This window comes from Flavobacterium fluvii (assembly GCF_900129545.1).
In the GTDB taxonomy this organism is placed as follows: domain Bacteria; phylum Bacteroidota; class Bacteroidia; order Flavobacteriales; family Flavobacteriaceae; genus Flavobacterium; species Flavobacterium fluvii.
In genome coordinates this window covers 1-24,710 of record NZ_FQWB01000012.1, presented here as the reverse complement: position 1 = coordinate 24,710, position 24,710 = coordinate 1, and the positions used below count along the sequence as shown (strand labels likewise).

General features: G+C 37.3%; 25 protein-coding genes. 14 read left to right on the top strand and 11 right to left on the bottom strand.

Translation table 11 applies throughout. From position 1 onward, the window contains the following. The first annotated feature begins 139 nt into the window (after positions 1–139). Positions 140–1,228: an SGNH/GDSL hydrolase family protein gene (locus tag BUC16_RS16820; RefSeq protein ID WP_073371983.1), complete on the top strand. Its 1,089-nt coding sequence runs from the start codon at positions 140–142 to the stop codon at positions 1,226–1,228. A gap of 403 nt (positions 1,229–1,631) precedes the next feature. Here BUC16_RS16820 and BUC16_RS16815 read toward each other — a convergent pair whose 3' ends face one another. Next, positions 1,632–3,404, bottom strand: coding sequence for a MutS-related protein (locus BUC16_RS16815; RefSeq protein ID WP_073371982.1), 1,773 nt, complete (start codon positions 3,402–3,404; stop codon positions 1,632–1,634). Between the two features lie 372 nt (positions 3,405–3,776). Here BUC16_RS16815 and BUC16_RS16805 point away from each other — a divergent pair, with 372 nt between their 5' ends. From BUC16_RS16805 to BUC16_RS16790, 4 genes are all read left to right on the top strand, one after another. Then, positions 3,777–4,727, top strand: coding sequence for an isopenicillin N synthase family dioxygenase (locus BUC16_RS16805; protein ID WP_073371980.1), 951 nt, complete (start codon positions 3,777–3,779; stop codon positions 4,725–4,727). Positions 4,728–4,795: 68 nt separating this feature from the next. Continuing rightward, positions 4,796–5,179: a GxxExxY protein gene (locus BUC16_RS16800; protein ID WP_073371979.1), complete on the top strand. Its 384-nt coding sequence runs from the start codon at positions 4,796–4,798 to the stop codon at positions 5,177–5,179. A 54-nt stretch (positions 5,180–5,233) separates the two neighbouring features. Beyond that, entirely contained in the window at positions 5,234–5,563 is a 330-nt protein-coding gene (locus BUC16_RS16795) for a translation initiation factor (protein WP_073371978.1), read from the top strand. A 100-nt stretch (positions 5,564–5,663) separates the two neighbouring features. After that, positions 5,664–6,530, top strand: coding sequence for a nucleoside phosphorylase (locus BUC16_RS16790; RefSeq protein WP_073371977.1), 867 nt, complete (start codon positions 5,664–5,666; stop codon positions 6,528–6,530). A gap of 374 nt (positions 6,531–6,904) precedes the next feature. On the opposite strand, the gene ung is transcribed toward BUC16_RS16790, so the two are convergent. Further along, positions 6,905–7,573 (bottom strand): uracil-DNA glycosylase, encoded by a 669-nt coding sequence (ung, locus tag BUC16_RS16780; RefSeq protein ID WP_073371995.1) that lies wholly within the window; start codon positions 7,571–7,573, stop codon positions 6,905–6,907. A 103-nt stretch (positions 7,574–7,676) separates the two neighbouring features. On the opposite strand from ung, the gene BUC16_RS16775 reads away from it, so the two are divergent. Beyond that, a complete protein-coding gene (locus tag BUC16_RS16775; RefSeq protein ID WP_073371975.1) occupies positions 7,677–9,842 on the top strand; it encodes an endonuclease MutS2 in 2,166 nt (721 codons plus the stop codon). Positions 9,843–9,988: 146 nt separating this feature from the next. Then, positions 9,989–10,402 (top strand): thiol-disulfide oxidoreductase DCC family protein, encoded by a 414-nt coding sequence (locus tag BUC16_RS16770; RefSeq protein WP_073371974.1) that lies wholly within the window; start codon positions 9,989–9,991, stop codon positions 10,400–10,402. A gap of 274 nt (positions 10,403–10,676) precedes the next feature. On the opposite strand, the gene ettA is transcribed toward BUC16_RS16770, so the two are convergent. The 3 genes from ettA to holA are packed head-to-tail and all read right to left on the bottom strand — an operon-like array spanning position 10,677 to position 13,650. Continuing rightward, positions 10,677–12,368: an energy-dependent translational throttle protein EttA gene (ettA, locus tag BUC16_RS16765; protein WP_073371973.1), complete on the bottom strand. Its 1,692-nt coding sequence runs from the start codon at positions 12,366–12,368 to the stop codon at positions 10,677–10,679. Positions 12,369–12,414: 46 nt separating this feature from the next. Then, complete coding sequence (locus BUC16_RS16760; RefSeq protein WP_073371972.1) at positions 12,415–12,597, bottom strand: CAL67264 family membrane protein; 183 nt, start codon at positions 12,595–12,597, stop codon at positions 12,415–12,417. A gap of 48 nt (positions 12,598–12,645) precedes the next feature. After that, the gene (holA, locus tag BUC16_RS16755; RefSeq protein ID WP_073371971.1) at positions 12,646–13,650 is read right to left on the bottom strand and encodes a DNA polymerase III subunit delta; all 1,005 of its coding nucleotides are present in this window, start codon (positions 13,648–13,650) and stop codon (positions 12,646–12,648) included. 80 nt (positions 13,651–13,730) lie between these two features. On the opposite strand from holA, the gene BUC16_RS16750 reads away from it, so the two are divergent. The 4 genes from BUC16_RS16750 (at position 13,731) to BUC16_RS16735 (ending at position 16,861) form a co-directional block, all read left to right on the top strand. Beyond that, positions 13,731–14,192: a type I restriction enzyme HsdR N-terminal domain-containing protein gene (locus tag BUC16_RS16750; RefSeq protein ID WP_073371970.1), complete on the top strand. Its 462-nt coding sequence runs from the start codon at positions 13,731–13,733 to the stop codon at positions 14,190–14,192. Next, positions 14,193–15,179: a glycosyltransferase family 2 protein gene (locus tag BUC16_RS16745; RefSeq protein ID WP_073371969.1), complete on the top strand. Its 987-nt coding sequence runs from the start codon at positions 14,193–14,195 to the stop codon at positions 15,177–15,179. A 79-nt stretch (positions 15,180–15,258) separates the two neighbouring features. Beyond that, positions 15,259–16,092: an OmpA/MotB family protein gene (locus tag BUC16_RS16740; RefSeq protein ID WP_073371968.1), complete on the top strand. Its 834-nt coding sequence runs from the start codon at positions 15,259–15,261 to the stop codon at positions 16,090–16,092. Between the two features lie 163 nt (positions 16,093–16,255). After that, entirely contained in the window at positions 16,256–16,861 is a 606-nt protein-coding gene (locus tag BUC16_RS16735) for a hypothetical protein (protein ID WP_073371967.1), read from the top strand. A gap of 153 nt (positions 16,862–17,014) precedes the next feature. Here BUC16_RS16735 and BUC16_RS16730 read toward each other — a convergent pair whose 3' ends face one another. The 4 genes from BUC16_RS16730 to BUC16_RS16715 all read right to left on the bottom strand — a co-directional run bounded on the left by BUC16_RS16730 (position 17,015) and on the right by BUC16_RS16715 (position 21,395). Beyond that, a complete protein-coding gene (locus BUC16_RS16730) occupies positions 17,015–17,635 on the bottom strand; it encodes an L-threonylcarbamoyladenylate synthase (RefSeq protein WP_073371966.1) in 621 nt (206 codons plus the stop codon). A 104-nt stretch (positions 17,636–17,739) separates the two neighbouring features. Further along, positions 17,740–18,030 carry a GIY-YIG nuclease family protein gene (locus tag BUC16_RS16725; protein WP_073371965.1) on the bottom strand — a complete coding sequence of 97 codons (291 nt, stop codon included), beginning with the start codon at positions 18,028–18,030 and terminating at the stop codon, positions 17,740–17,742. A gap of 205 nt (positions 18,031–18,235) precedes the next feature. Beyond that, positions 18,236–20,569, bottom strand: a complete 2,334-nt coding sequence (locus BUC16_RS16720) for an ATP-dependent helicase (protein ID WP_073371964.1) — start codon at positions 20,567–20,569, stop codon at positions 18,236–18,238. A gap of 58 nt (positions 20,570–20,627) precedes the next feature. Next, complete coding sequence (locus tag BUC16_RS16715; protein WP_073371994.1) at positions 20,628–21,395, bottom strand: sulfite exporter TauE/SafE family protein; 768 nt, start codon at positions 21,393–21,395, stop codon at positions 20,628–20,630. An 86-nt stretch (positions 21,396–21,481) separates the two neighbouring features. Here BUC16_RS16715 and BUC16_RS16710 point away from each other — a divergent pair, with 86 nt between their 5' ends. Next, complete coding sequence (locus BUC16_RS16710) at positions 21,482–22,003, top strand: DUF7935 family protein (protein WP_073371963.1); 522 nt, start codon at positions 21,482–21,484, stop codon at positions 22,001–22,003. Further along, positions 21,997–22,734 (top strand): Dph6-related ATP pyrophosphatase, encoded by a 738-nt coding sequence (locus BUC16_RS16705; protein WP_073371962.1) that lies wholly within the window; start codon positions 21,997–21,999, stop codon positions 22,732–22,734. The genes BUC16_RS16710 and BUC16_RS16705 overlap by 7 nt, the downstream gene beginning before the upstream one ends. Before the next feature lie 50 nt (positions 22,735–22,784). Here the strand turns inward: BUC16_RS16705 and BUC16_RS16700 are convergent, their stop codons facing one another. Together BUC16_RS16700 and BUC16_RS16695 are read right to left on the bottom strand one after the other, a co-directional pair. Further along, complete coding sequence (locus tag BUC16_RS16700; RefSeq protein ID WP_073371961.1) at positions 22,785–23,228, bottom strand: hypothetical protein; 444 nt, start codon at positions 23,226–23,228, stop codon at positions 22,785–22,787. A gap of 86 nt (positions 23,229–23,314) precedes the next feature. Continuing rightward, complete coding sequence (locus BUC16_RS16695) at positions 23,315–23,857, bottom strand: DUF1697 domain-containing protein (RefSeq protein ID WP_073371960.1); 543 nt, start codon at positions 23,855–23,857, stop codon at positions 23,315–23,317. A 48-nt stretch (positions 23,858–23,905) separates the two neighbouring features. On the opposite strand from BUC16_RS16695, the gene BUC16_RS16690 reads away from it, so the two are divergent. Continuing rightward, positions 23,906–24,649, top strand: coding sequence for a recombinase family protein (locus tag BUC16_RS16690; protein ID WP_073371959.1), 744 nt, complete (start codon positions 23,906–23,908; stop codon positions 24,647–24,649). Positions 24,650–24,710 lie beyond the last annotated feature (61 nt).

The window sequence follows — 24,710 nt, the reverse complement described above, 5'->3', positions numbered from 1 at the left end:
TGTCTCTATCCAGACCTCGAGCCTCAAGAAATACTTGGCCTACAAAATTCAACCTAGTCCAAAAACATACAAAACACGCCAACTATTTTCGCAATATTTGGCAACCTAACCCATCCATAAACTTTTAGAATTCTCGGTTATGAATATTTTTTCAAAGTACATCCTGGCGTTACTGTTTGCATTGACTTGCCTAACTGGTTTTGGCCAACTGCAAGTCAAGCCCAACAACAAGAATATCACCTATATGGGAAGAGTGGCCCTAAACGAAGACTCGGCAACTTTTTACTGGCCGGGTAGTTATGCCACGATTAACTTCGTCGGCACAAGCATCAAAGCCACAATGCAATCGCTCCGGGAAGAGGGCTTTTTTTACGCCATTGTAGATAACGATGCGACAAAAGCTTTCAAATTTGGCTCGGATAGTACCAAAAAAACGGTTATCCTTGCGGAGAACCTTTCGAACGGCAAGCATTCATTGCAACTGTATAAATTATCCAACAATACCTCTGCCAATATTTTATATGGGTTCGAGATTGGCGGAAAGGCGAAGCTGCGCAAACCCTCAAAACTGCCCAAACGAAAAATCGAGTTTTATGGAAATTCCATCACTGCCGGACATGGTGTGGACGTTCCGACAGGAATGAAGGAATCGGGAATACCGGAGTATTTCAACAACTATTACACCTATGCCGCCTTGACTGCCAGACATTACAAGGCTCAATCGTCCATCGTGGCGAGGAGCGGCATCGGCATCATGGTCAGCTGGTTTCCGGAAATCATGCCAGAAGTCTATGACCGCCTTGATCCTTCCGACCCCAACAGCAAATGGGATTTCAGCCAATACACGCCCGATGTGGTGGTAATTAACTTGTTCCAAAACGATTATTGGCTGACCAACAACCCAAACCACGAACAATTCAAGCGAAGGTTTGGAACTACAAAGCCGACAGAAGAATTTATCATAAAATCGTACCAAGATTTTGTTGCCGGCATTCGGGCGAAATATCCCAAAGCCCATATTATTTGTGCCTTGGGCAACATGAATGCCACGGAATCCGGATCAAAATGGCCGGGATATATCGAGAAGGCTATTGCCGGATTGAACGACGAAAAAATTTATTCCGTTTTCTTTCCGTACAAAAACACAGCGGGTCACCCGAACAAAATGGAGCAACAGGCAATGGCTGAGCAATTGATTCGTTTTATTGACAAAAAGGTGAAATGGTAGGTTTCAAGCCTCGAAAAAACACACCGGTACTGACAAAACCATCAGCTAACCTAAAATTTTGTTTTTGAAACGATTGTTGGTCTAAACAAATTCACGACAACAAAAATCCGTGTAAATCTGTTTGAGTTTAAAATTTACTGTGATAAATTAATCTAAATGTTCACGTCTGTTCGAGTGTTTTATTAAAAAATGCGATAGCTTTTTTTAATAAAACGTATCGAGAACTCCAATATTGAAAACTTCTCGATACAATTTTTAATAGTAAAGCTGTCGCATTACTGTTAAAAATCACTCGAAGGGACGATACTTTTTTATTCCAGTAAAACATATAAATCAGTGAATCTATGGCAAAACACAATATTTTGGACCATTTTAGCGTCAACCGAAATTAAGGCTGACCTTCTTAAATCACGCCCATTTTTTGCATTAAAAAGGTCGCACTTTTGTTTTGGCAAATGCCGTTCCGCAATTTGTAATCAAAATACAATTCATTGTCCCGAATTTCCACTTCAAAGCATTGGTTGGTCAAGATATCGGGATAGGCATTGGTCGTCAGGCAAACTTCTATGTCGTGGGTGGCAATGGCGCCAATGGCTTTTTGGGCAATTATCTTTTTTACCACTTCAATCGTGCCGTTGCGTTTGTCGTCTGAGTTGGTGCCACGCAAGATTTCGTCCAACAAAACAAAAGTAGGACTTTCTTCCAAGACGTCCATGATTTGTTTCAAGCGTTTAATTTCGGCAAAAAAGTAGGATTCGCTGTCGGACAAGGAATCTGACAATCGCATCGAAACCAGTACGGGCAAAGGATGAATCGTCGCTTCCGAAGCACAAACCACCGAACCAATCCCGCCCAAAACCATGTTGATGCCCAAACTTCTCAAAAAAGTACTTTTCCCCGACATGTTCGAACCCGTCAATATCACGAACGATTGGGGATAAAAATGGGTATCGTTCCCTACCCTGCTTGCTGGATTCAACAATGGATGACCCAAATCAGAAAAACTAATTTTATACTCCGAATTGATTTTGGGAAAAACAAAACCGGGATTGTTGTGCGCCAAATTGGCCAAACTGTTCAGCATTTCAAATTCGCCAATCACGTTCATCCATCTTTCCAATTCCGTCGAGTAATTTTCTTTCCATTTTAATAGCGATTTCAAAACGTGGACATGATATAGAAAAACACCGTCAAACAAAAGAACCACCACAAAATTCCCAACGGTGTCCATACTCGAAAACAACTCGGACAACTCCTTCAAATGCTGGCTCGCTTTCGCATTATTAGAAAGTAACTGCTGCTGCAAATCCTGGAGCTTTTTGGATTGAAAAGTTTCATTTTCAATTTTCTTCACCAATAAACTGTATTGCTTTATAATTTTGTCAATATTCGAAGCTTGGGTAATTTCGGATTGAATTCTCTTGAACGCCATCCCCAAAATCATCGAATTGGCAATAAAAACATAGGTCAAATAAGCGATTAAAATACCTTTGTCGGTTATGAAATAAGCAATCAAAAGCCCGAAAAACAAGGCTGGCATCACAAAGGACAGTGTTAGTAAAACTTTGGATAAAGGACTTTTTTTAATTGTATTCCAACGTAATAACGAATCAAAAGCACTTTTAGAGTCCTGGCAAATGGTTGCCAAAGCCAGAAATTCTTGACGCCAATCAATCTTGGTTTTAAGTTCGGTTACGGCTTCTTGGTTTTCAAGAATGGCTTCATTGGAGTTTAAAGTCAATAATTGATTGGCCAATGTTTTTTTTCCAATAAAAGTGGCAGTCCTGTTCAGGTTTTGAAACAAGGAATGTTCTCCAAAAATATCCAAATCATACGCATACGGATGATGAAAATCATTAAATTCAACGCCATTTTCAAAAGGAATTTTCTCTCTCTTCAGATAAGAAATCTCGTTTTTATTGATGGTCAAAAGTGTTGAAGTGAGTTGTTTTTTAAAAGCCAAAATGGAGTGAATCCGCATTAAAAAAACAAAACCAACAAAAGATAAAAAAGCAGAAACCACGTAGGTAGTTTGGTCGGTTTTTATGTAATAAAACAAACAAATCAAACAAATAAAAATGCTTAAAAGACGTAAAATACTGATGGTGTTGTACTTTGTGTTGATTTTATCCAAAGCCCCTGCATAATGGGCAACCTTATTTTGATAGAGATCCATTTATATAATTTCAATTAGATACAAATATAAGTCTCATTAGGTTAAAACCGTTACAAATTAATGTGCGAAAATTAACAAATAGAACTTTTATATTGAACTGTAATCAAAGAACCCACGCATTCACATTTATTTTTTTTTAGCCACAAATTGCACAAATTCACACAAATTTTATTACTATTTAAAAATGAATTTGCTTGGCTCGGGTCAATAATTTTAGTTGTTTCAAGAATTTGTGTGAATTTGTGCAATTTGTGGTCAACTATTTTAAAAAGCGAATGCCCTGAAGTGCCAATACCCAACACTTTTATTAAAATAATTTCTCTACATTTGTGATGAAAAGCCGATGCTTTTCAAGTTTAAAAAAATGATACTATGCAAAACATTCCCAGTGTTGACTTGCGTGATTTCCTTTCGGATGACCCGAAACGTAAACAAAAATTTGTAAATGAAATCGGAAGTGCCTTTGAAGAAATTGGCTTTGTAGCCCTAAAAGGACATTTTTTAAACGACCAATTGGTCGAAGAGTTGTATGGCGAAATCAGGAACTTTTTCGCTTTGCCATTGGAAACCAAACACGGCTATGAAATTCCGGGCATTGGTGGACAAAGAGGCTATGTTTCTTTTGGAAAAGAACACGCCAAAGGCCGAAAAGAAGGCGATTTGAAGGAGTTTTGGCACTTTGGCCAATACGTGGAAAAAGACTCGAAATACGCCTCGGAATATCCCGATAATGTGGAGGTAAAAGAATTGCCCCGTTTCAACATCGTGGGAAAAGAAGCCTACCAAATGTTGGAAAAAACAGGTATTTATGTATTGAGGGCTTTGGCTTTGCATTTGGGGCTCAACGAATTCTATTTCGACAAATATGCCAAAGAAGGCAATTCCATTTTGCGTCCCATTCATTATCCCCCCATTACCACGGAACCCGAGAATGCGATTCGTGCCGCAGCACACGGCGACATCAACTTGATTACGCTTTTGATGGGCGCTCAAGGTCGTGGCCTGCAAGTGCAAAACCACGATGGCGAATGGATTGATGCCATTGCCGAACCTGACGAACTGGTCATCAATGTGGGAGACATGCTGTCCCGCCACACCAACAATAAATTAAAATCCACCATCCACCAAGTGGTCAATCCGCCGAGGGAATTATGGGGAACCTCCCGTTATTCCGTTCCGTTTTTCATGCACCCGGTTAGTGACATGAAATTAGATTGCCTGGAAAATTGCATCGATGCCGAAAATCCAAAGAAATTCGAGGCTATTACCGCCGGAGAATACTTGTACGAAAGATTGGTAGATTTGGGGTTAATCAAAAAATAAAATATTGGAACGCAGATGACGCGGATTTAAACGGATTTACGCCAATATTTATTAAGAAATATATAATTATGAGTAGTATTTTGCATAGAGATTTAACTCAATCAATTCTAAAACATTTTTATGAAGTCTATAATGAATTAGGTTATGGATTTTTGGAAAGAGTTTATCAAAATGCATTATATTATGAACTTAAAGCTAATGGTTTTCAGGTAGAGACTCAAAAGAAAATTAAAGTTTATTACAAAGAAATTGAAGTTGGTGATTACTTTGCTGATATTATTGTAAACGATTTAATAATTTTAGAATTAAAAGCACAAGATTATTTAATCGAAGCAAACGAATTTCAATTAATAAATTATTTAAAATCAACTTCCTGCGAAGTTGGACTACTTTTAAACTTCGGAAAAAAGCCCGAATTTATTCGGAAAGTTTATCAAAATAACAAAAAATAAATCCGCGATAATCCGTTTAAATCCGTGTCATCCGCGTTCCAAAAAACATACAAAATGGACTTACAAGAGCAATTAAAAAACTTATTTCCCGACCATATCGAATCGGAACCGGATGAAATACTGGAAGAAGAGCACGTACTCTTTATTCAAAAAGAACCGATGATTTGCAAATTCGAGAAGCGAAAAGGAAAAGCGACCACCATCATCGAAGGTTACGAAGGAAGCGATGAGGACTTCAAGATTCTCGCCAAAGAAATTAAAACCAAATTAAGTGTTGGCGGGACTTTCAAGGACGATTCCATAATAATCCAAGGAGATTATCGTGATAAAATTATGCAAATACTCAAAGAAAAAGGCTTTAAAGTAAAACGTGTTGGCGGTTAAAATCAGTATTCCGTTAGCAGTGTCCAGATTAAAAAATAATAACAAATAGCTTTGTGTGCTTTGCAAAAAAACTTTGTGCCTTTGCCGTAAAAACCAACCAATGATACAATCCTCAGAATTGATACTCAATCCAGACGGAAGCGTCTATCATTTGAACTTGTTGCCGGAACATATTGCCCACGACATTATTTTTGTGGGTGATCAAAACCGAGTCGAAAAAATCACTAAATTCTTCGACAGCATCGAATTTTCTACCCAAAAAAGAGAATTCAAAACCCAAACAGGGCTTTTCAAAGGCAAACGAATCACCGTGATGTCCACCGGAATTGGTCCCGACAACATCGACATCGTGATGAACGAACTGGATGCCTTGGTCAACATCGACTTGAAAACCAGGGCGCCAAAAGAAAACCTGGTTTCATTAAACATTATCCGAATTGGAACATCCGGTTCCTTGCAGGCCGATATTCCCGTGGACAGTTTCGTGATGGGAAAATTTGGCTTGGGATTGGACAACATGCTCCGCTCCTACTTGATTGACGAAATCACGGAAATTGCAATGGAAAATGCTTTTATGAAACACACTAATTGGGATTTGAAAAAAGGACGTCCTTACGTAATTTCTTGTTCTGAAAAACTGGAAAAACGGCTAGAAAGCAACCGAATTTTCAAGGGAATAACGGGAACTGCAGGCGGATTCTATGGTCCACAAGGACGTGTTTTGCGCTTGAACATCCAGGATGAAAACTTGAATTCCAAAATGGACAGTTTCAATTATGAGGGAACTCGAATGACCAATCTCGAAATGGAAACCAGCGCCATTTATGGACTCGGAAAACTCCTTGGACACAATTGTTTGTCGTTAAATGCCATCATCGCCAATCGTGCCAACGGTACTTTTAGCGAAGATCCGTACAAAGCAGTCGATGAATTGATTGCCTATGCTTTGGAGAAATTGGCGGAGTAATAAATTTATTTATGATTAGTATAATAGTTCATTTATTTGTTGGGATAATACAACGATTTTTTTTAGGGATTGGAGGAATTACACGCTGGCTTCTTTTTCAAATATATAATGAATGTTTCACAGAAAAATTTCCAAGGAATATAGATTATTATATAGATAACGAGAGTAATAAAAAAGATAAAAATGGTTTCTCGGTACAAAATAAAAACTTTTTTTCAGGATTGATAGTTTTCATTTTAATCATTCTAATACTAGAAAAAACGGAACATTAATTTCCATTTATTCTGTCATTTCGAGGAATAGGAGCCACGCAGCACAAGATCAAAAAAACGAGAGCAATGAATAAGATTGCTTTTTTCCTCGCAATGACTCCATTACCACTCAATTTCCGTTTTTCCTTTCGATTTTAAATAGACATTAGTTTGGCTAAAATGTTTGTTGCCAAACCATTTTCCTTGATTAGCACTCATTGGCGATGGATGTCCGGATTCCAAAACAAGGTGTTTGTTTTTATCAATTTTAGCGCCCTTCTTTTGGGCAAAACTTCCCCAAAGCAGGAAAACCACATTCTCTTTTTCTTCTGAAATCTTTTGGATTACGGCATCAGTAAAAGTTCCCCATTTCAAGTGTTTATGGCTATTGGGATTGTCCATTCGAACCGAAAGCGAAGCATTTAAAAGCAGGACGCCTTGCTTTGCCCAACGCTCCAAATTACCGGAAGTTGGAAAAAAAACACTCCCATAATCATCATTCAATTCCCTGAAAATATTGCGCAAAGATGGTGGTATTTTGATTCCATCATTCACGGAAAAACACAAGCCATTCGCTTCATTAATGCCGTGATACGGGTCTTGACCGATAATAACCACTTTCAAATCATCAAAAGAACAATAATCAAAGGCGGAAAAAATCAATTCCTTTGGTGGAAAACAAACATGGTTTTGGTATTCTTCATCAACGGAACTCATCAAATCCTTAAAATAAGGTTTCTGGATTTCTTCGGATAAAATGGATTGCCAAGAAGGATTGAGTTTGGGTTGCATAACTATATTTTGTCGCAAAGTTCGTAAAGTTTTTGCAAAGAGAGCCAAGAAAATGGTTTTTGACTTTTTTACTTTGTAACTTTGAACCTTTGATTCAAAATAAATGATATCCATTACAGAAAAAACACTTCAAGACCTACAATTTCCAACCGTTCTCGAAACCATTTCGGAGATTTGCAACACCGATATCGGCAAGCAAAAAGCACTGGAAATAACACCTTTCCGAGACAAGGAAACTTTGATGGATGCCTTGATGCAAACCTCGGAATATGTGTCGTCTTTCCAAAACAACAACGCCATTCCCAACCACGGTTTTGATGCCATCACTTATGAAATTAAGTTTTTGGGCATTGAAGACAGTTTTCTGGAAGTGGGGGGATTCAGGAAAATTGCCACCATTTCGGATACCACGAATTTCATGCTGAATTATTTCAAGAAATTCGACGATTATTACCCCTATTTAAACAGAAAAGCTTCCGAAATCCAAATCACCAAGGAAATCAGCAATTTGATTGATGTTGTTGTCGATAAATATGGCGAAATAAAGGACAATGCTTCTCCGCAATTATCCGAAATTCGCAAAAGCATGAATTTGGTTCGCGGCAAGGTAAACCAGAGTTTTGGAGTCGCATTGACGCAATATAATTCTCTGGGCTATCTTGACGACATCAAGGAAAGTTTTGTGCAGAATAGAAGGGTTTTGGCAGTTTTGGCCATGTATCGACGTAAAGTGAAAGGTTCAATTCTGGGCAGTTCCAAAACGGGAAGCATCGCTTATATTGAACCCGAAACTACCTTGAAATATTCCCGCGAATTGAGCAATTTGGAATATGAGGAAAAGGAAGAAATCACCCGAATCCTGAAACAATTGTCCAACCAGATTCGGCCGTTTTTGCCGCTGCTTATTCAATACCAGGATTTCTTGAGCGATATTGACGTGGTGGCCGCCAAGGCAAAATATGCCAACAAAATCAATGGAATTCTACCAACGATTACAGAAGACAGAAGATTATTTTTCAGGGACGCCTTCCATCCCATTTTGTATTTGAACAACAAACAGAAAAATGAAATCACGCATCCCCAAACCATTGAACTCAATCAGGAAAACCGAATCATCGTGATTTCCGGCCCCAATGCAGGAGGAAAAACCATATCGCTTAAAACTGTTGGATTATTGCAACTAATGCTGCAATCCGGAATGCTGATTCCTGTTCATGAACGCAGCGAAACCTTTTTGTTCGACAGAATCCTAACCGATATTGGCGACAATCAATCCATTGAAAACCATTTAAGTACCTACAGTTACCGACTCAAGAACATGAACTACTTCTTGAAAAAATGCAACAAGAAAACGATGTTCCTGATTGATGAATTTGGTACCGGTTCCGATCCTGAATTGGGTGGTGCTTTGGCGGAAATTTTTCTCGAAGAATTTTATCATCGGGAAGCTTTTGGAATCATAACCACCCATTATTCAAACCTAAAAATTCTGGCCAACGAATTGCCATTTGCCATCAACGCCAATATGTTGTTCGACGAAAAAACATTGGAGCCGATGTACAAATTGGTTTTGGGACAAGCCGGAAGTTCGTTCACCTTTGAAGTAGCCTTGAAAAACGGAATCCCTTATGGTTTGATAAATCGTGCCAAGAAGAAAATTGAAGTCGGAAAAGTACGTTTCGACAAAACCATTGCCACGCTTCAAAAAGAGCGTTCCAAATTGGAAAAAACTTCCATAAATCTAAAAGAAGAAGAAACCCGAGCGCGTGAGGAAGGCAAGAAAATGGAAAGCATCAACGTGAAAATCAAACAAAAACTGGAAAGCTACCAGGAATTGTACGACAGCAACCAAAAGACCATTTACATTGGACAAAAAATAGAAGATATTGCCGAGAAATATTTCAACAACAAGAACAAGAAAGACCTTATTGGAGAATTCCTGAAATTAGTGGAAATCGAGAACTCCAAACGCAAAAAAGCCACGCCTAAAGAGGCCAAAGCCATTATTGAAAAGAAAAAAGAAGTCATCAAAGAAATCGAGGTCAAAGTCGAGGAAATTAGAATCGAAAAGAAAGAAAAGAAACTCAAACCCGTTATCGAAAAACCAAAACCTATCCTGAAAGTGGGCGACCGAGTGCGAATGCTCGACGGAAAAGCCGTGGGAAGCATTGATTCTATCGAGAAAAACAAGGCAACGGTCAATTATGGAATGTTCACTTCAAAAGTAAGTTTGGACGAATTGGAATTGGTGGAAGCGGTCAAGAAATAGTAATCAATGTTCAGTCGCAGTTGTCAGTTCAAGCGCATTAAGAACTTTTATAGCATCTCGACTGAGCTCGGTGTGACAAAAAAACAATTAATCTTAACTTTGTCAAAGTTTAAAACTTTGACAAAGATTATCCAGAAAACCTAATTATGATCAACCTCCCGCCCAATAAAAAAATAATCCTCTTTGACGGCGTTTGCAATTTATGCGATTCGGCGGTGCAATTCGTGATTCAGCATGACAAAAAAGATGTTTTTCGATTTGCAGCTTTACAATCGGAATTGGGTCAAGAAATTCTACACCATATTGGAATTAATCCAGTAAATATAGACAGCATCATTCTGTACGAACCTGGAGTTGCCTATTATTACAAATCATCTGCGGCGATTAAAATAGCACAAAATCTGGGTGGTTATTTACATTTTGGAACTGTTTTCAGGATTATTCCAACAGGAATCAGAAACCAACTTTATGATTACATTGCCAAAAATAGATACAAGTGGTACGGCAAAAAAGAAAGCTGCATGATACCAACTCCCGAACTAAAATCAAAATTTTTATAAAAAAATGAGCCAATATGATAATTATCATATCCCAAACTCTACAGTAGTCGTAAATTTGACCAATCTTAATAATCATTGGGTTATTTGTCAATCATAATACTGTTAAGCGTTTCATTTTTAGTAATAGTTGTTTTTGGTTTAGTAATAATTGGTTTAATTGAAGCTGTCGTAGCAATGACAATCCCAACTGATTGATAAGCAAGATTACAAAAAAAAAGAGGAGATCCATTTGGATATCCTCTTTTTGTTTTTAAACACAATCTGAAATCAATTATTATCTAATCAACTTTCTGTATTTCAAACGTTTTGGAGTCAAATCACCACCTAAACGTTTCTTCTTGTTTTCTTCATAATCAGAGAAACCTCCTTCGAAATAATACACTTCAGAATCGCCTTCGAAAGCCAGAATGTGCGTACAAATTCTGTCCAAGAACCATCTGTCGTGCGAAATCACTACAGCACAACCTGCGAAATTCTCCAAACCTTCTTCAAGAGCACGAAGCGTATTTACGTCCAAATCATTCGTTGGCTCATCCAGCAACAATACGTTTCCTTCCTCTTTCAAAGTCATCGCCAAGTGCAAACGGTTACGTTCACCACCCGAAAGCATTGATACTTTCTTGTTTTGCTCACCTCCACCAAAGTTGAAACGCGATAAATAAGCTCTTGAATTCACTTGTTTTCCACCCATCATGATTAGTTCCTGACCATCGGCAAAGTTTTCCCAAATTGATTTATTTGGATCAATATTGGAATGTGCTTGATCCACGTATGCAATTTTTACAGTGTCACCCACTGAAAATTCTCCGCTATCTGTTTTTTGTTCCCCCATTATCATTTTGAAAATAGTTGATTTACCCGCACCGTTTGGCCCGATAATCCCAACAATTCCAGCTTGTGGCAAGGTGAAGTTCAAGTTGTCGTATAATAATTTGTCTCCAAAAGCTTTGGCTACATTCTTGGCTTCGATAACATTGGTTCCCAAACGTGGACCATTTGGAATGTAAATTTCCAAGTTTTCATCCAATTGTTTTTGGTCTTCATTCAACAATTTATCGTAGTTCTGCAAACGTGCTTTTTGTTTGGTTTGACGACCTTTGGCACCTTGACGAACCCAGTCCAACTCACGCTCCAATGTTTTTCTGCGTTTGGATGCCACTTTTTCTTCCTGTGCCATGCGGCTAGATTTTTGATCCAACCAAGAAGAATAGTTTCCTTTCCAAGGAATACCTTCTCCTCTATCCAATTCCAAAATCCAACCAGCAACATTATCCAAGAAATACCTGTCGTGCGTTACCGCAATTACAGTTCCTGAATATTGTGCCAAATGTTGCTCTAACCAAAGTACGGACTCGGCATCCAAGTGGTTGGTAGGCTCATCCAAAAGCAAAATATCTGGTTGTTGCAACAACAATCGACATAAAGCCACACGACGACGCTCTCCCCCTGAAAGGTTTTTGATAGGCGTGTCTCCTTCCGGCGTACGCAAAGCATCCATGGCAATTTCGAGTTTGGTATCGATTTCCCAAGCACCCAGCGCATCAATTTTATCCTGCAAAGCAGCCTGACGATCCATCAACTTGTCCATTTTATCTGGATCTGAATAATTTTCTTCAAGACCAAATAAATCGTTGATATCGTTATATTCTTGAAGAACTGCCATCGTTTCGGCAACCCCTTCACGAACAATTTCGATAACGGTTTTAGAATCATCCAAAATTGGTTCTTGTTCTAAATAACCAACGGTGTAGCCTGGTTGAAAAACAACATCTCCTTGATAGTTTTTATCCACTCCGGCAATAATCTTCAAAAGAGAAGATTTTCCAGAACCGTTTAGACCCAGAATACCAATTTTGGCTCCGTAAAAGAAACTCAAATAAATGTTTTTAAGCACTGGTTTATCTGCTCCTTGATAGGTTTTACTCAATTTTTGCATTGAGAAAATTACTTTTTTATCGTCTGACATGTTTAAATGTATTTATTGTGTGATTAATTATTGTTTTGAATGCAAATTACAATCGGCCTTTTAAAGAACTAAATACCCAGGCAATGGCAAAAAATCCAATCCCAACTGCCCCAAATCCCCAGCCGGAAACATCCCTGTATTTAAAAATGCCTAATCCTATAAGCAATAATCCCATAAGTATCATTATAAGAGTAGCCCATCCTAAAATGGTGTTTTTATTCATTCCCATAATTGTTGTATTATTTTTTCGAGTTGCAAATATCGGTAATTTTCACCGCTAATTAAAAATTTTAAATAGCATTTCTCTCAGCAAATCCGATTGTAGCAAGGCATTCGCACCAACTCCTTTGCTTTTTACGTCAACATCTCTCAAAGAAGTAACAATCTGACTTACTTTTCGCATGGGATAATTTTTGAGTGCGATGTCATAATCCTTCAAGAAAAACGGATTGACTCCCAATGCAGTGGCAACATTCTTGGGATTCTTGTCTTTCAATCCGTGGTATTTCAACAATTGCACAAAGAAGCTAAAAACCAGACTCGTGGTCATCACTATTGGATTGTCTTTCGGGTTTTGGGCAAAATTATCGGCAATGGTGTAGGCTCTCAATTGGTTTCTATCGCCAATGGCTTTTCGCAATTCGAATACATTAAAGTCTTTGCTGAAACCAATATTCTCCTCGATATGATGTGGAGTTATGGTGCTACCCTTCGGCAAAATGATTTGGAGTTTTTCGAGTTCATTGTTGATTTTACTCAAATCCGTTCCCAGAAATTCCACCAACATGGCATTGGCTTTGGGTTCAATAGAATATTTTTTCCCTGCCAATACCCGTTTTATCCAATCGCCTACCTGGTTTTCATACAGTTTCTTGCTTTCGTAAACGACTCCATTTTTGGCTATAAGTTTGGTTGCTTTTTTTCGCTTGTCCAATGTTTTGTATTTATAACAAAGAACCAAAACGGTTGACGGCATTGGATTTTCGGCATAACTTTCGATTTTGTCGATTGTTCGTGACAAATCCTGGGCTTCTTTAACAATAACCACTTGGCGTTCCGCCATCATTGGATAACGTTTGGCTGTCGAAACTATATCTTCTATCGAAACATCACGTCCGTATAAAACCGTTTGATTGAATCCTTTCTCGTCTTCAGACAACACGTTTTCTTCAATATAATCCGATAATTTATCGATATAATAGGACTCTTCTCCCATCAAAAAATAAATAGGTTTGATGTTGCCCGCTTTGATGTCATTGACTATTTTTAAAACTTCATCCATTTTTTTAGATTGCAGATTTTAGATTTCAGATTTCAGATTTGAAAACTGCAATCTTTAAACTTATTTAATACTTTTGCCGTATGCAAAAACTCAATTTTCCTTCTTATTCTTTCCGTCTCAAAAATAGCGAAAATAAAGTGTCTATTTTCGACGAAATCAGGAAAAAATTTATCATTCTCACACCCGAAGAATGGGTTCGCCAAAACGTGGTTCGTTTTTTATTGGAAGAAAAAAAATACCCAAAATCACTAATCAATGTCGAAAAAGTACTAAACGTCAACGGATTGCGAAAAAGATACGATGTTGTCGTTTTCAATCCCGATGGCTCCATCTTTGTTTTGGTGGAATGCAAAGCTCCCGAAATCAAAACCGCACAAGCTACTTTTGACCAAATTGCACGTTACAACATGACCCTGAAAGCCCAATATTTGATGGTAACCAATGGTTTGAATCATTACTTTTGCCAAATGAATTTCGAGAACGAGAAGTATGATTTTTTGAGAGAATTGCCGGATTACGAATTGAAAAACACACCCATTTAAATGAAAATAGCCGTTGTCATCCTCAACTGGAATGGAACAAAATTATTGGAACAGTTCTTACCTTCCGTCATAAAATATTCTCCGGAAGCCGAGATTTATGTTGCCGACAATGCTTCGACCGATGATTCCGTTGCTTTTGTGAAAGCTTATTTTCCAACGGTTAAAATAGTTGAAAACGAGAGTAATTTTGGCTTTGCCCAAGGCTATAATGAGGCTTTGAAACACATCGATTCTGAAATTTACGCCTTGGTCAATTCCGATATAGAAGTAACCGAAAACTGGCTGAAACCCATCCTAGAGACTTTCGAAAACGAACCAAAAACAGCCATAATCCAACCTAAACTTTTGGATTTCAAACAAAAGGAATACTTTGAATATGCCGGTGCTGCGGGTGGATTTTTAGATAAATACGGTTATCCCTACTGCCGTGGACGTGTTTTTAAAACTTTGGAAAAAGACAACGGACAATACGATGACAATTGCGAAATATTTTGGGCTTCGGGTGCTTGCTTTTTTATACGAAGTTCCGTTTATGATGAGCTAAAGGGTTTCGATACCGACTTTTTTGCCCATCAGGAAGAAATTGATTTGTGTTGGCGCGCTTTCAATAAAGGACATCAAATTAAATACAATTCACAATCGGTAGTATTTCATGTGGGCGGAGCAACTTTGGAACATGGAAATCCAAAGAAGACTTTTTTGAATTTCAGGAATTCTTTGTTGATGTTGCTGAAAAATCTGCCAAAAAAACAATTAATTCCCATAATTCTTGTTCGACTCCTTTTAGATGGAGTTGCAGGGGTGAAATTTCTTTTTCAAGGAAATTTCAAACATCTATTGGCTATTGTAAAAGCCCATTTTTCATTTTATTCGCTTGTTTTTGAACATTATAAAAAAAGAGAGCCATTTCAATATGAAAAATACTATAAAACCAAAAGTATCGTTTACCAATATTATGTTGAAGATGGCAAGGTTTTTGAAAATTGATTTTAACAAAAATTTAGAGCCTTATTCTAATCTTAAAAAACTAACTTTGTAATTCACGTTTAATTAAATTTTATCATCTATGAAAAAAATTGTTATTGCACTATCCTTATTGGCGGTTATGACTTCTTGTGTTTCTAAAAAGAAATATGCGGATCTTGAAGCCAAAAACAAAGAAACTCAAGACTTATTAAATACCTGCACCGTTAAATTAAACTCTTGTTTAGAAGAAAAAGCTGGACTTGCTGCAACTGCTTCCGCTTTGAAAGACCAAAACCAGAATTTAATCAACACCTCGAAAGACATGACAGTCTTGACAGCAAAAGGTGCTGAAAACATTGAAAAAGCATTGGAATCCATCAAAGAAAAAGATTTGAAAATTTCTAGAATGCAAGATGCTTTAACCAAAAAAGACAGTGTTACCCTTGCCGTTGTAACAAGTTTGAAAAGTGCTGTTGGAATTTCAGACCCAGACATCGAAATCAATGTTGAAAAAGGAGTGGTTTTTATATCTATTGCCGACAAATTATTGTTTAAAAGCGGTAGCTATGAAGTAACCGACAAAGCAAAAGGAGTTTTGGCCAAAGTGGCTAAAGTGGTGAATGACAAACCCGATTTTGAATGTATGGTAGAAGGTCATACCGATAGCGTTCCTTATAACGGAAGTGGAATATTGCTTGACAACTGGGATTTGAGCGTAAAACGCTCCACTTCAATCATCCGTGTGTTAACTGGGCAATTGGGTGTTAAACCAGAACAGTTAATCGCTGCAGGTAGAAGTTCTTATGTTCCTTTGGTAGCCAATGATTCTGCCGAAAACAAAGCAAGAAACAGAAGAACTCGTATTGTGGTGTTGCCAAAAATCGACCAATTCTATGAAATGGTTGAAAAAGAAATGAAAAAACAAGCGAAATAATTAGTGTTCAGTTTGATTATAAATAACAAAACGTCTCGAGAAATCGGGACGTTTTGTTTTATAAGATTGTCGATTTTAATATTTATCAAGCATTAATATAAATTGATATATTTGTCTTGTTAAAAACATTGAAAGTAAACAGAATTTTAAATAAATTAATCAAATGAAAAAAAGTATTTTAACTTTAATTATGTTCTTTTTATTTTGTTTTGCATATTCACAAGAGTCAAAAAAAGATGAACAACTTTCAAAAGGGTATATAGGTCTTTCTCTTGGCGTTGCTCTTCCGAATGGATATTTAACAAGTAATGGTTATGATGCTGGAGCTGGAGTTAATTATGGATTTATTAATGCTGGTTACCGATTTTCTGAAAGATTTGGAGCGACCTTAAATTGGGGTGGAACTACTCATCTAACTGGTGCTTTGGGGGGTGAAATTTATGCACTTAAATATTTTGCGATAGGACCAATGGTTTCTTTTTCTTTAAAAAATAAAAAAATTGGGTTTGATTTAAAACCTCAATTTGCATTTACTACACTTTCAGTTGATAATGATCAATATGATGGTTCTGATAATTTATTTCATAGTTCTACATTAGGGGTTCTATTTGGTGGCACTGTGAATTTTTCTTTAGCAAGACATTGGTGTCTTCCTTTAAATTTTGATTATTTGGTTACAAAATTTGATGAAATTTCAAGTAATGGAGCATCAGGAGAATATAAAGTAGGATCTTTTAATATTTCGACAGGACTTCAATATAAATTCTAATATTTACTATATATAAATATAAAAAAACGCAATTATCTATGATATTGATAATTGCGTTTTATTTTGTAATCTAATTATTTATGGTAATGTACTGAAAAATGGTTGGTGGAATTCATTTTTATTATACAGATAATTAACATCTTAATCTGAAATCTAAAGTATTTCCAAACTCCCCTTGCCTTCCCTCACGACAACTGGTTCGTGTCCCGACAAGTCAATTATGGTTGAACCAATGTTGTCACCGTATCCTCCATCAACAACCACATCAACAAGGTTTTGCCATTTCTCGAAAATAAGCTCAGGATCGGTGGTGTATTCTATCACTTCATCTTCATCACGGATGGAAGTGGAAACAATTGGATTTCCCAACTGACGAACGATTTCCAAGGCAATCGAATTATCCGGAATACGAATTCCGACCGTGGTTTTCTTCTTGAATTCCTTAGGTAAATTGTTGTTTCCCGGTAAAATGAACGTGTAAGGACCGGGTAAGGCTTTTTTAAGCAGCTTAAATGTTGCCGTATCCACTTGCTTCACATAATCGGAAAGATTGCTCAAATCGTGGCAAATAAAGGAAAAATTGGCTTTTTCCAGCTTCACTCCTTTTATTTTGGCAATGCGCTCCAAAGCCTTGGTATTGGTGATATCACATCCCAAACCATAAACCGTGTCGGTTGGATAAATCACCAAACCTCCGTCTTGTAAAACCTTGACAACTCTGGCAATTGCCGCTTCGCTGGGTTTGTCTTCGTATATTTTTATGAATTGTGCCATTTATTGTTTATTTTTTTATTTTCCGTCTCTTCGAGTGATTTTTAATAGTAATGCGACAGCTTTACTATTAAAAATTGTATCGAGAAGCTTTAATAAAGTATCAATTATTTAAAACTTTTCTTTGCTAAATTAGGAAGTTTGTCATACTCTTCATTAATCAATGCTTCTTTTTTTGCTTTTGACCATTTTTTAATTTTTTTCTCAGTATCTATTGCAAAATTAATATCAGTGAATTCACAATAATAAACCAATTCAACAGGTCTTCTGTTTACTGTATAACAATCAGGGTAGAAACCCGTTTCATGCTGAAAAAATCTTTGTGTTAAATTACTCGTAACTCCCGTATAATAAGAATTGTCAGAACATTTTAAAATATATACATAAGACTTTTTCATATATCTATCGATAAATTGTAACTTTTACAAATAATATAATCATTGACACTCGTCTCTTCGATTAATTTTAAATAGTAATGCGACAGCTTTACTATTTAAAATTAATCGAGAAGCATTATCATAAAAAGTTCTCGATACATTTTTTGTTCCGCTACTCTCCACAAAAAACACTCGAACAGACGCAAAAGAAACTTGAAACAATTTTTTACCCAATCACATCCAATTTGGCAAAACGCAACAACAATTTCTTGATGCCGCCCACTTCAAATTTGATTTCGGCTTTTTTGTCCGCGCCAACGCCTTCGAGATTTAGTACTTCGCCTTTTCCAAATCGTTCGTGCATCACGATATTTCCGGCCACGAGTTTATTGTCGAACAAATTGGCTCCTCCTGATGATGCATTGCTTGAAACCGGTTTTAATTTACGAATATTGATGTCCGTTTTAGATTCGTTATTCGTAACATAATTAGGCGGTGTCCCTGCAACAGGTTTTGCCAATCGCAACTTGGATTTGTCAACATCGCCAAAGATATCGCTGTCAATCATTGGCTTGTAACGGTAATTATTATCTGCAGGAGTCAGGTATTCCAAATATTGTCCATCGATTTCTTCTATAAAACGCGAAGGTTCGCTGTCGGTCAATTTTCCCCAACGGTAGCGAGATTGCGCATAAGTCAAATACGCTTGATGCTCGGCACGGGTCAAGGCCACATAAAACAAACGTCGTTCTTCTTCGAGTTCACTTCGGGTGCTCATACTCATGGCACTGGGGAACAAATCTTCCTCCATTCCCACCACAAAAACGTGTGGAAATTCCAGTCCTTTTGCCAAATGTATCGTCATCAACGCCACACGATCTTCATCGCTGGTATCTTTGTCTAAATCGGTTGCCAAAGCCACGTCTTCCATAAATTCGGACAATGCTCCACGAGCACCGTCAATCTCTCTTTGTCCTTCGGTAAAATCCTTGATACCGTTTAACAATTCCTCGATATTCTGGATTTTTGCCATTCCTTCCGGAGTCGCATCTTTCTTTAATTCTTGAACCAAACCCGTTTTTTTTGCCACGTGATCCGTGATAAAAAACGCATCTTGATTTTCGTTGATTACCTGAAAACTCTGGATCATCGTCACAAAATCCTGTAGTTTTTGCTTGGTTCCCGAGTTCAATTTCAAGTCGATTTTGTCAATATTCTGCATTACTTCAAAGATGGAACGCTTGTAATGATTCGCCGCAACGGTCAGTTTTTCGACCGTTGTATCCCCAATTCCACGAGCCGGATAATTGATGACGCGAACCAACGCTTCCTCGTCTTTTGGATTAAGAACCAATCGTAAATAACACAAGACATCCTTGATTTCTTTTCTTTGGTAAAAGGACAAACCACCATAAATTCGGTACGGAATATCTCGTTTTCTGAGCGCATCTTCCATGGCACGCGATTGCGCATTGGTACGATACAAAATGGCAAATTGCCCATTCATCATTTGATGCTGCATCTTTTGTTCGAAAATCGTGCTGGCCACAAAACGGCCTTCTTCGGCATCGGTCAAGCTGCGGTGCACCTTTATTTTGGGGCCAAAATCATTGGCTGTCCAAACAATTTTGTCGAGTTTGGTTTTATTCTTGTCAATTATGGTATTGGCCGCTTCCACAATATTTTTGGTCGAGCGGTAATTTTGTTCCAATCTAAAGGTCTTTACCCCTTCATAATCCTTCTGGAAATTCAGGATGTTGTTGATATTGGCACCACGAAACGCATAAATACTTTGCGCATCATCCCCTACCACGCAAATATTTTGGAATTTATCAGATAATGCCCGAACAATCAAATATTGGGAATGGTTCGTATCCTGGTACTCATCGACCAAAATATAACGAAAACGGTTCTGGTATTTGGCCAAGACTTCGGGGAAACGAGTCAGCAATTCGTTAGTTTTCAATAACAAATCATCAAAATCCATCGCACCTGCCTTAAAACAACGATCCACATAATTTTGATAAATTTCACCCAAACGAGGTTTTTTGCTCATCGCATCCTGCTCTTGCAATTCGGGATTGTTGAAATAGGCTTTTACCGTGATTAAACTATTTTTATAACTGGAAATTCGACTTAAAACCTGCTTCGGTTTGTATATATCCCTGTCTAATTGCATTTCCTTGATAATCGCCGAAATCGCCCGAACGGAATCTTGGGAATCATAAATGGTAAAATTCGAAGGGTATCCCAATTTATCGGCTTCGGAACGTAGAATTCGAGCAAAAACGGAGTGAAAAGTTCCCATCCAAAGATTTTTGGCTTCATTGGAACCCACAATATCAGAGATACGTTTTTTCATTTCACGTGCCGCTTTATTGGTAAAAGTAAGCGACAAAATACTGAAAGCATCCACGCCCTGACTCATCAAATAAGCAATTCGAATGGTCAATACACGTGTTTTTCCTGAACCTGCACCTGCAATAATAATCATTGGTCCGTCTTTTTGGAGTACGGGTTCACGTTGGGCTTCGTTAAGTTGATCGATGTATTTCTGCATAAAAATTTTCTGTTGAATGCAAAAATAAGGATTTAAGAATTAAAAAAAGGATGCTTTTCTATTTATAAAAAACATCATAGGCAAACCGAATCAAGGTACCGATGACAACCACCAAAAAGAATATTCGAATAAATTTGTTGCCTTTGTTGATGGCCAATTTTGCGCCAATCCAACCTCCAAAAGCATTACACAGCGCCATTGGTATGGCAACAGCCCAAATGATTTTACCTTTCAACATAAACAGGCAAATTGAACCAAAATTAGTTGCCAGATTCACCATTTTGGCATTGGCGGAAGCGTGCAAGAAATCAAATCCCATCAAGGCAATGAAAGCCAAAACCAAGAAACTCCCTGTTCCCGGCCCAATAAATCCGTCATAAAAACCAACCACGAAACTGATGAGCACTGCATAAAAAACTTGGGTTCTGGCAGAGTGCGTTTTCACGATATGTTGTCCAAAATTTTTCTGTGCATAAGTGTAAATGACCAAAAACGAAAGAACGACCAACAATAAGGGTTTCATGAAATCATTGCTCACATAAGTCAACAAGGTCGATCCCAAAAACGCAGAAGGAAATGCCAAAATCATCATAATGAAGAGCAACCTCCAGTTCATATCCACTTTTTTGAGGTATTGAAAGGCGGCAAATGAAGTTCCACTAAAAGCAGGCACTTTCAAGGATCCAATAACTGTCGAAACCGGAAGATTGGGCAACAAAATCAAGCCAACCGGGGTCTGGATCAATCCTCCACCTCCCACAATGGCATCGATAAATCCTGAGACAAAAGCAGCCAGACAAAGTAAAATGATAATGTAGGATTCCATTTTTTGAAAAATTTCAGCAAATGTAAGACATAAGTTTATTGGTTTATTCGTTAATTTGCCCTTGACTAAAAAATAAACAAACACAAATGGATTCGACAAAACTGATAGAATTAGCCAGTTATACTTTACCCGCCATTATTACAGGATTGGTGGCTTATACTTTATTCAATTCCTATTTCAAAGACCAGCAAAACACCAGACGTTGGTTGTTGCAAAAAGATTCCCAAAAAGACATTTTACCTTTGCGGTTGCAAGCATACGAACGAATGACCTTGTTTATGGAGCGCATCAATCCAAGTCAATTATTGGTAAGAATTACCCCTATTTCCGATGATAAAAACGAATATGCCAACTATGTCATTGCGCAAGTGGAGCAAGAATTCGAGCATAATTTAGCCCAACAAATCTACATTACGGATGAATGTTGGTCCATCATAACCGCTGCCAAAAACGCCACGATTCAAATAATACGTTTGGCCGTGAAAAACGAAAAAGTAGCTGATGCCAATCAATTGCGGGAAGTGATTTTGAGCGATTTATTCGAAAAAACATCTCCAAGCGGTGCTGCATTGGCCTTCATCAAAAACGAAGTGGGACAATTATGGTAAAAAAAGCCCTGTTTAATTGGAGCAGCGGCAAAGATTCTGCTTTGGCATTGTACAAAATAACACAAGACAAGGAATACGAAATCAGTTGTTTGCTAACCAGTGTCAACCAACAATTCCAGCGCATTTCGATGCACGGTGTTCGGGTAGAATTATTGGAAGAACAAGCAAAAAGCATGGGGCTGCCACTGGAAATTATGCAAATTCCCGAAATGCCAACGATGGAAGTCTATGAAGCCGTTGTGCAAACCACCCTTTCCAAATTAAAAAAACAAGGAATTACCCATTCTATTTTTGGGGATATTTTTCTGGAAGATTTACGAAAATACAGGGAAGACAAATTAGCCGAAATGGATTTTGAAGGTGTTTTTCCGCTTTGGAAAATCCCAACCCAGGATTTAATCCAGGAATTCATGGCACTAGGATTCAAGACCATCGTGGTTTGTGTCAATGACCGATTTTTGGACAAAAGTTTTGTGGGCAGGATTATCGATCAAGATTTTATTAATGATTTACCCGAAAATGTGGATGTTTGTGGCGAAAACGGGGAATTCCACACCTTTACTTTTGACGGCCCTATTTTCTCCAAACCCATAGCATTTGAAGTTGGAGAAATAGTCTATCGCAAATATGAAAGACCCGAAAAAGAAGATTCTTCCGATACCGCTTGCGATACTTTGACATCCGATGCTTTTGATTACGGATTTTGGTATTGTGATTTGGTGGCAAAATAAATTAGTATGCTAACCAAAAATCATGGTGTAGATTTAAAAAAATTGTTTTTTTAATTGAAATTGGAATCGGCCTTTTGGTATTCTAATCCAGGGCCATCACAGGCTCTCCAAGTACTGGACAAAGTATTGGCAGCTGAAAAATAAAGTGATTCTGTTAAATTTCCATAACAACTTCCTATGATTTCGCTATCATTGGAATATGTTAATTCTAAATACTTTCCGTCTTGATAATCAATCGCAGTATAAGTTCCAACAGCTTTTGTTTCAACCGTGTTTCGCATTCTGGATTTTTCAAATGTTCCGTCATTTTTGAACAAATATGATTCTTGCCATTCCATTGCTGTTCCAGTTGTAACTGAATTAATCATGCTTCCGGACATTTTTACCAATGTCCATTTTCCATAATAATCGGCTGTAGTTGTTGCTTCTTCAATGTCTTTTGAGCAAGATGTAAAAACAGCAAGAAAAGTAATAATAAGGGCAAGATGTTTCATTTTTAAGTTTTTAGAGTTACCCATTAGATGCTTACAATTAGAAAAGGTTGCGTCAAGGTGTAATTATATTTTAAAAATGATTGAATTTAGAACTCCTCGTACATTTTCAACAATTGCGTCACGGTATTCCAATTTCTGATGGTTGCCGTCACGTTCAATTTTTTTTCTATGTATTTCTGGTCAAATCGCGTCTTTCCTGCTCCAACGGCATATTTGATGTAAATTTTATTGCCGTCAACACTGGCTTCATCAGGCTTTACCTGACTCATTTTCAAATCATTGATGCTGTCACTTCGCAATACAGTGGAAACAAAAGCCACGTATAGTTTCTTTGTATCGGCAGCGGGCTCTTTCAAAAAAGGATTATTTTTCAAACAAGTTTCCAAATCGGTTTTTCCAATAACCACGACAGGCACTTCATGACCAAAAGCCTTGAAAATTTCCTGTTTAATTTTGAACCCAACCGCGGCGGCATTTTCTTCCTCGGAGTCCACGAAAACATTTCCTGACTGTATATAGGTTTGCACGTTTTGAAAACCAATGGCTTCCAAAGTCGTTTTCAAAGCCTCCATTTTTATGATGTTGTGCCCGGAAACATTTATGCCACGAAGCAGACATAAGTGAACCATACTTTGATTTTATTAATTATATTTGTAATTGAATTTAATTTTTTTTCAATGGTAAATTTAGCAATTTATGTGAGAGTGTCCTCAAATAATCAAACTTTTGAACGCCAAGTTGTAGATATAACCAAGTATATACATTCACAATATAATGAAAATGAAATTCATATTGATTTGTACTCTGAAAAAATAAGTGGTCTAAAAGGCTCAAAAGATAGACCAGAATTAACAAGGTTTCTTGATAATGTAAAACTTGAACCCAAAAAATATAAATGTCTTTACGTGACCGAACTTTCACGTGTTGGAAGGAATCCAATTGATGCAAGGATAACAGTAACTCAATTACTTGAACAAGGAATTGATGTTTGTGTAACATCAACAAATGGAGGTTCACACTTCTTAAATCCTGATGGGTCAATTGATAAGACAAAATTTGCTGTTTTGGGGTTGTTAATGGATTTTGCTCAAATTGAAATTGATGTGTTCAAATCTCGAACTTCGTCAGGTTTAAAAGATAAAGTTTTAAATGGCGGTGCAACTGGTGGATTGTTGCAACCATACGGATATAAAAAAGATGAAAACAAAAAAATTGTAATTGATGAAGATGAATCAAAGACAATTCAGTTCATTTTTGAACAATATAAACAAGGTTTTGGTATGGGGCATATTGCAAAGGAATTAAACCAAAAAAACATACTAACTAGAACCAATAAAGCATTCGAGAATAAAGATTATAAAGGCAAAAAAGCTAATAATATTAAATGTGTACGTCTTCAAACTAATTTGGACTTTTACTAAGAGAGTGTTCTGTTAATTAATTCAAAGATAAATGTTTTTCTTTGTTAGTTGAATTTTTAAA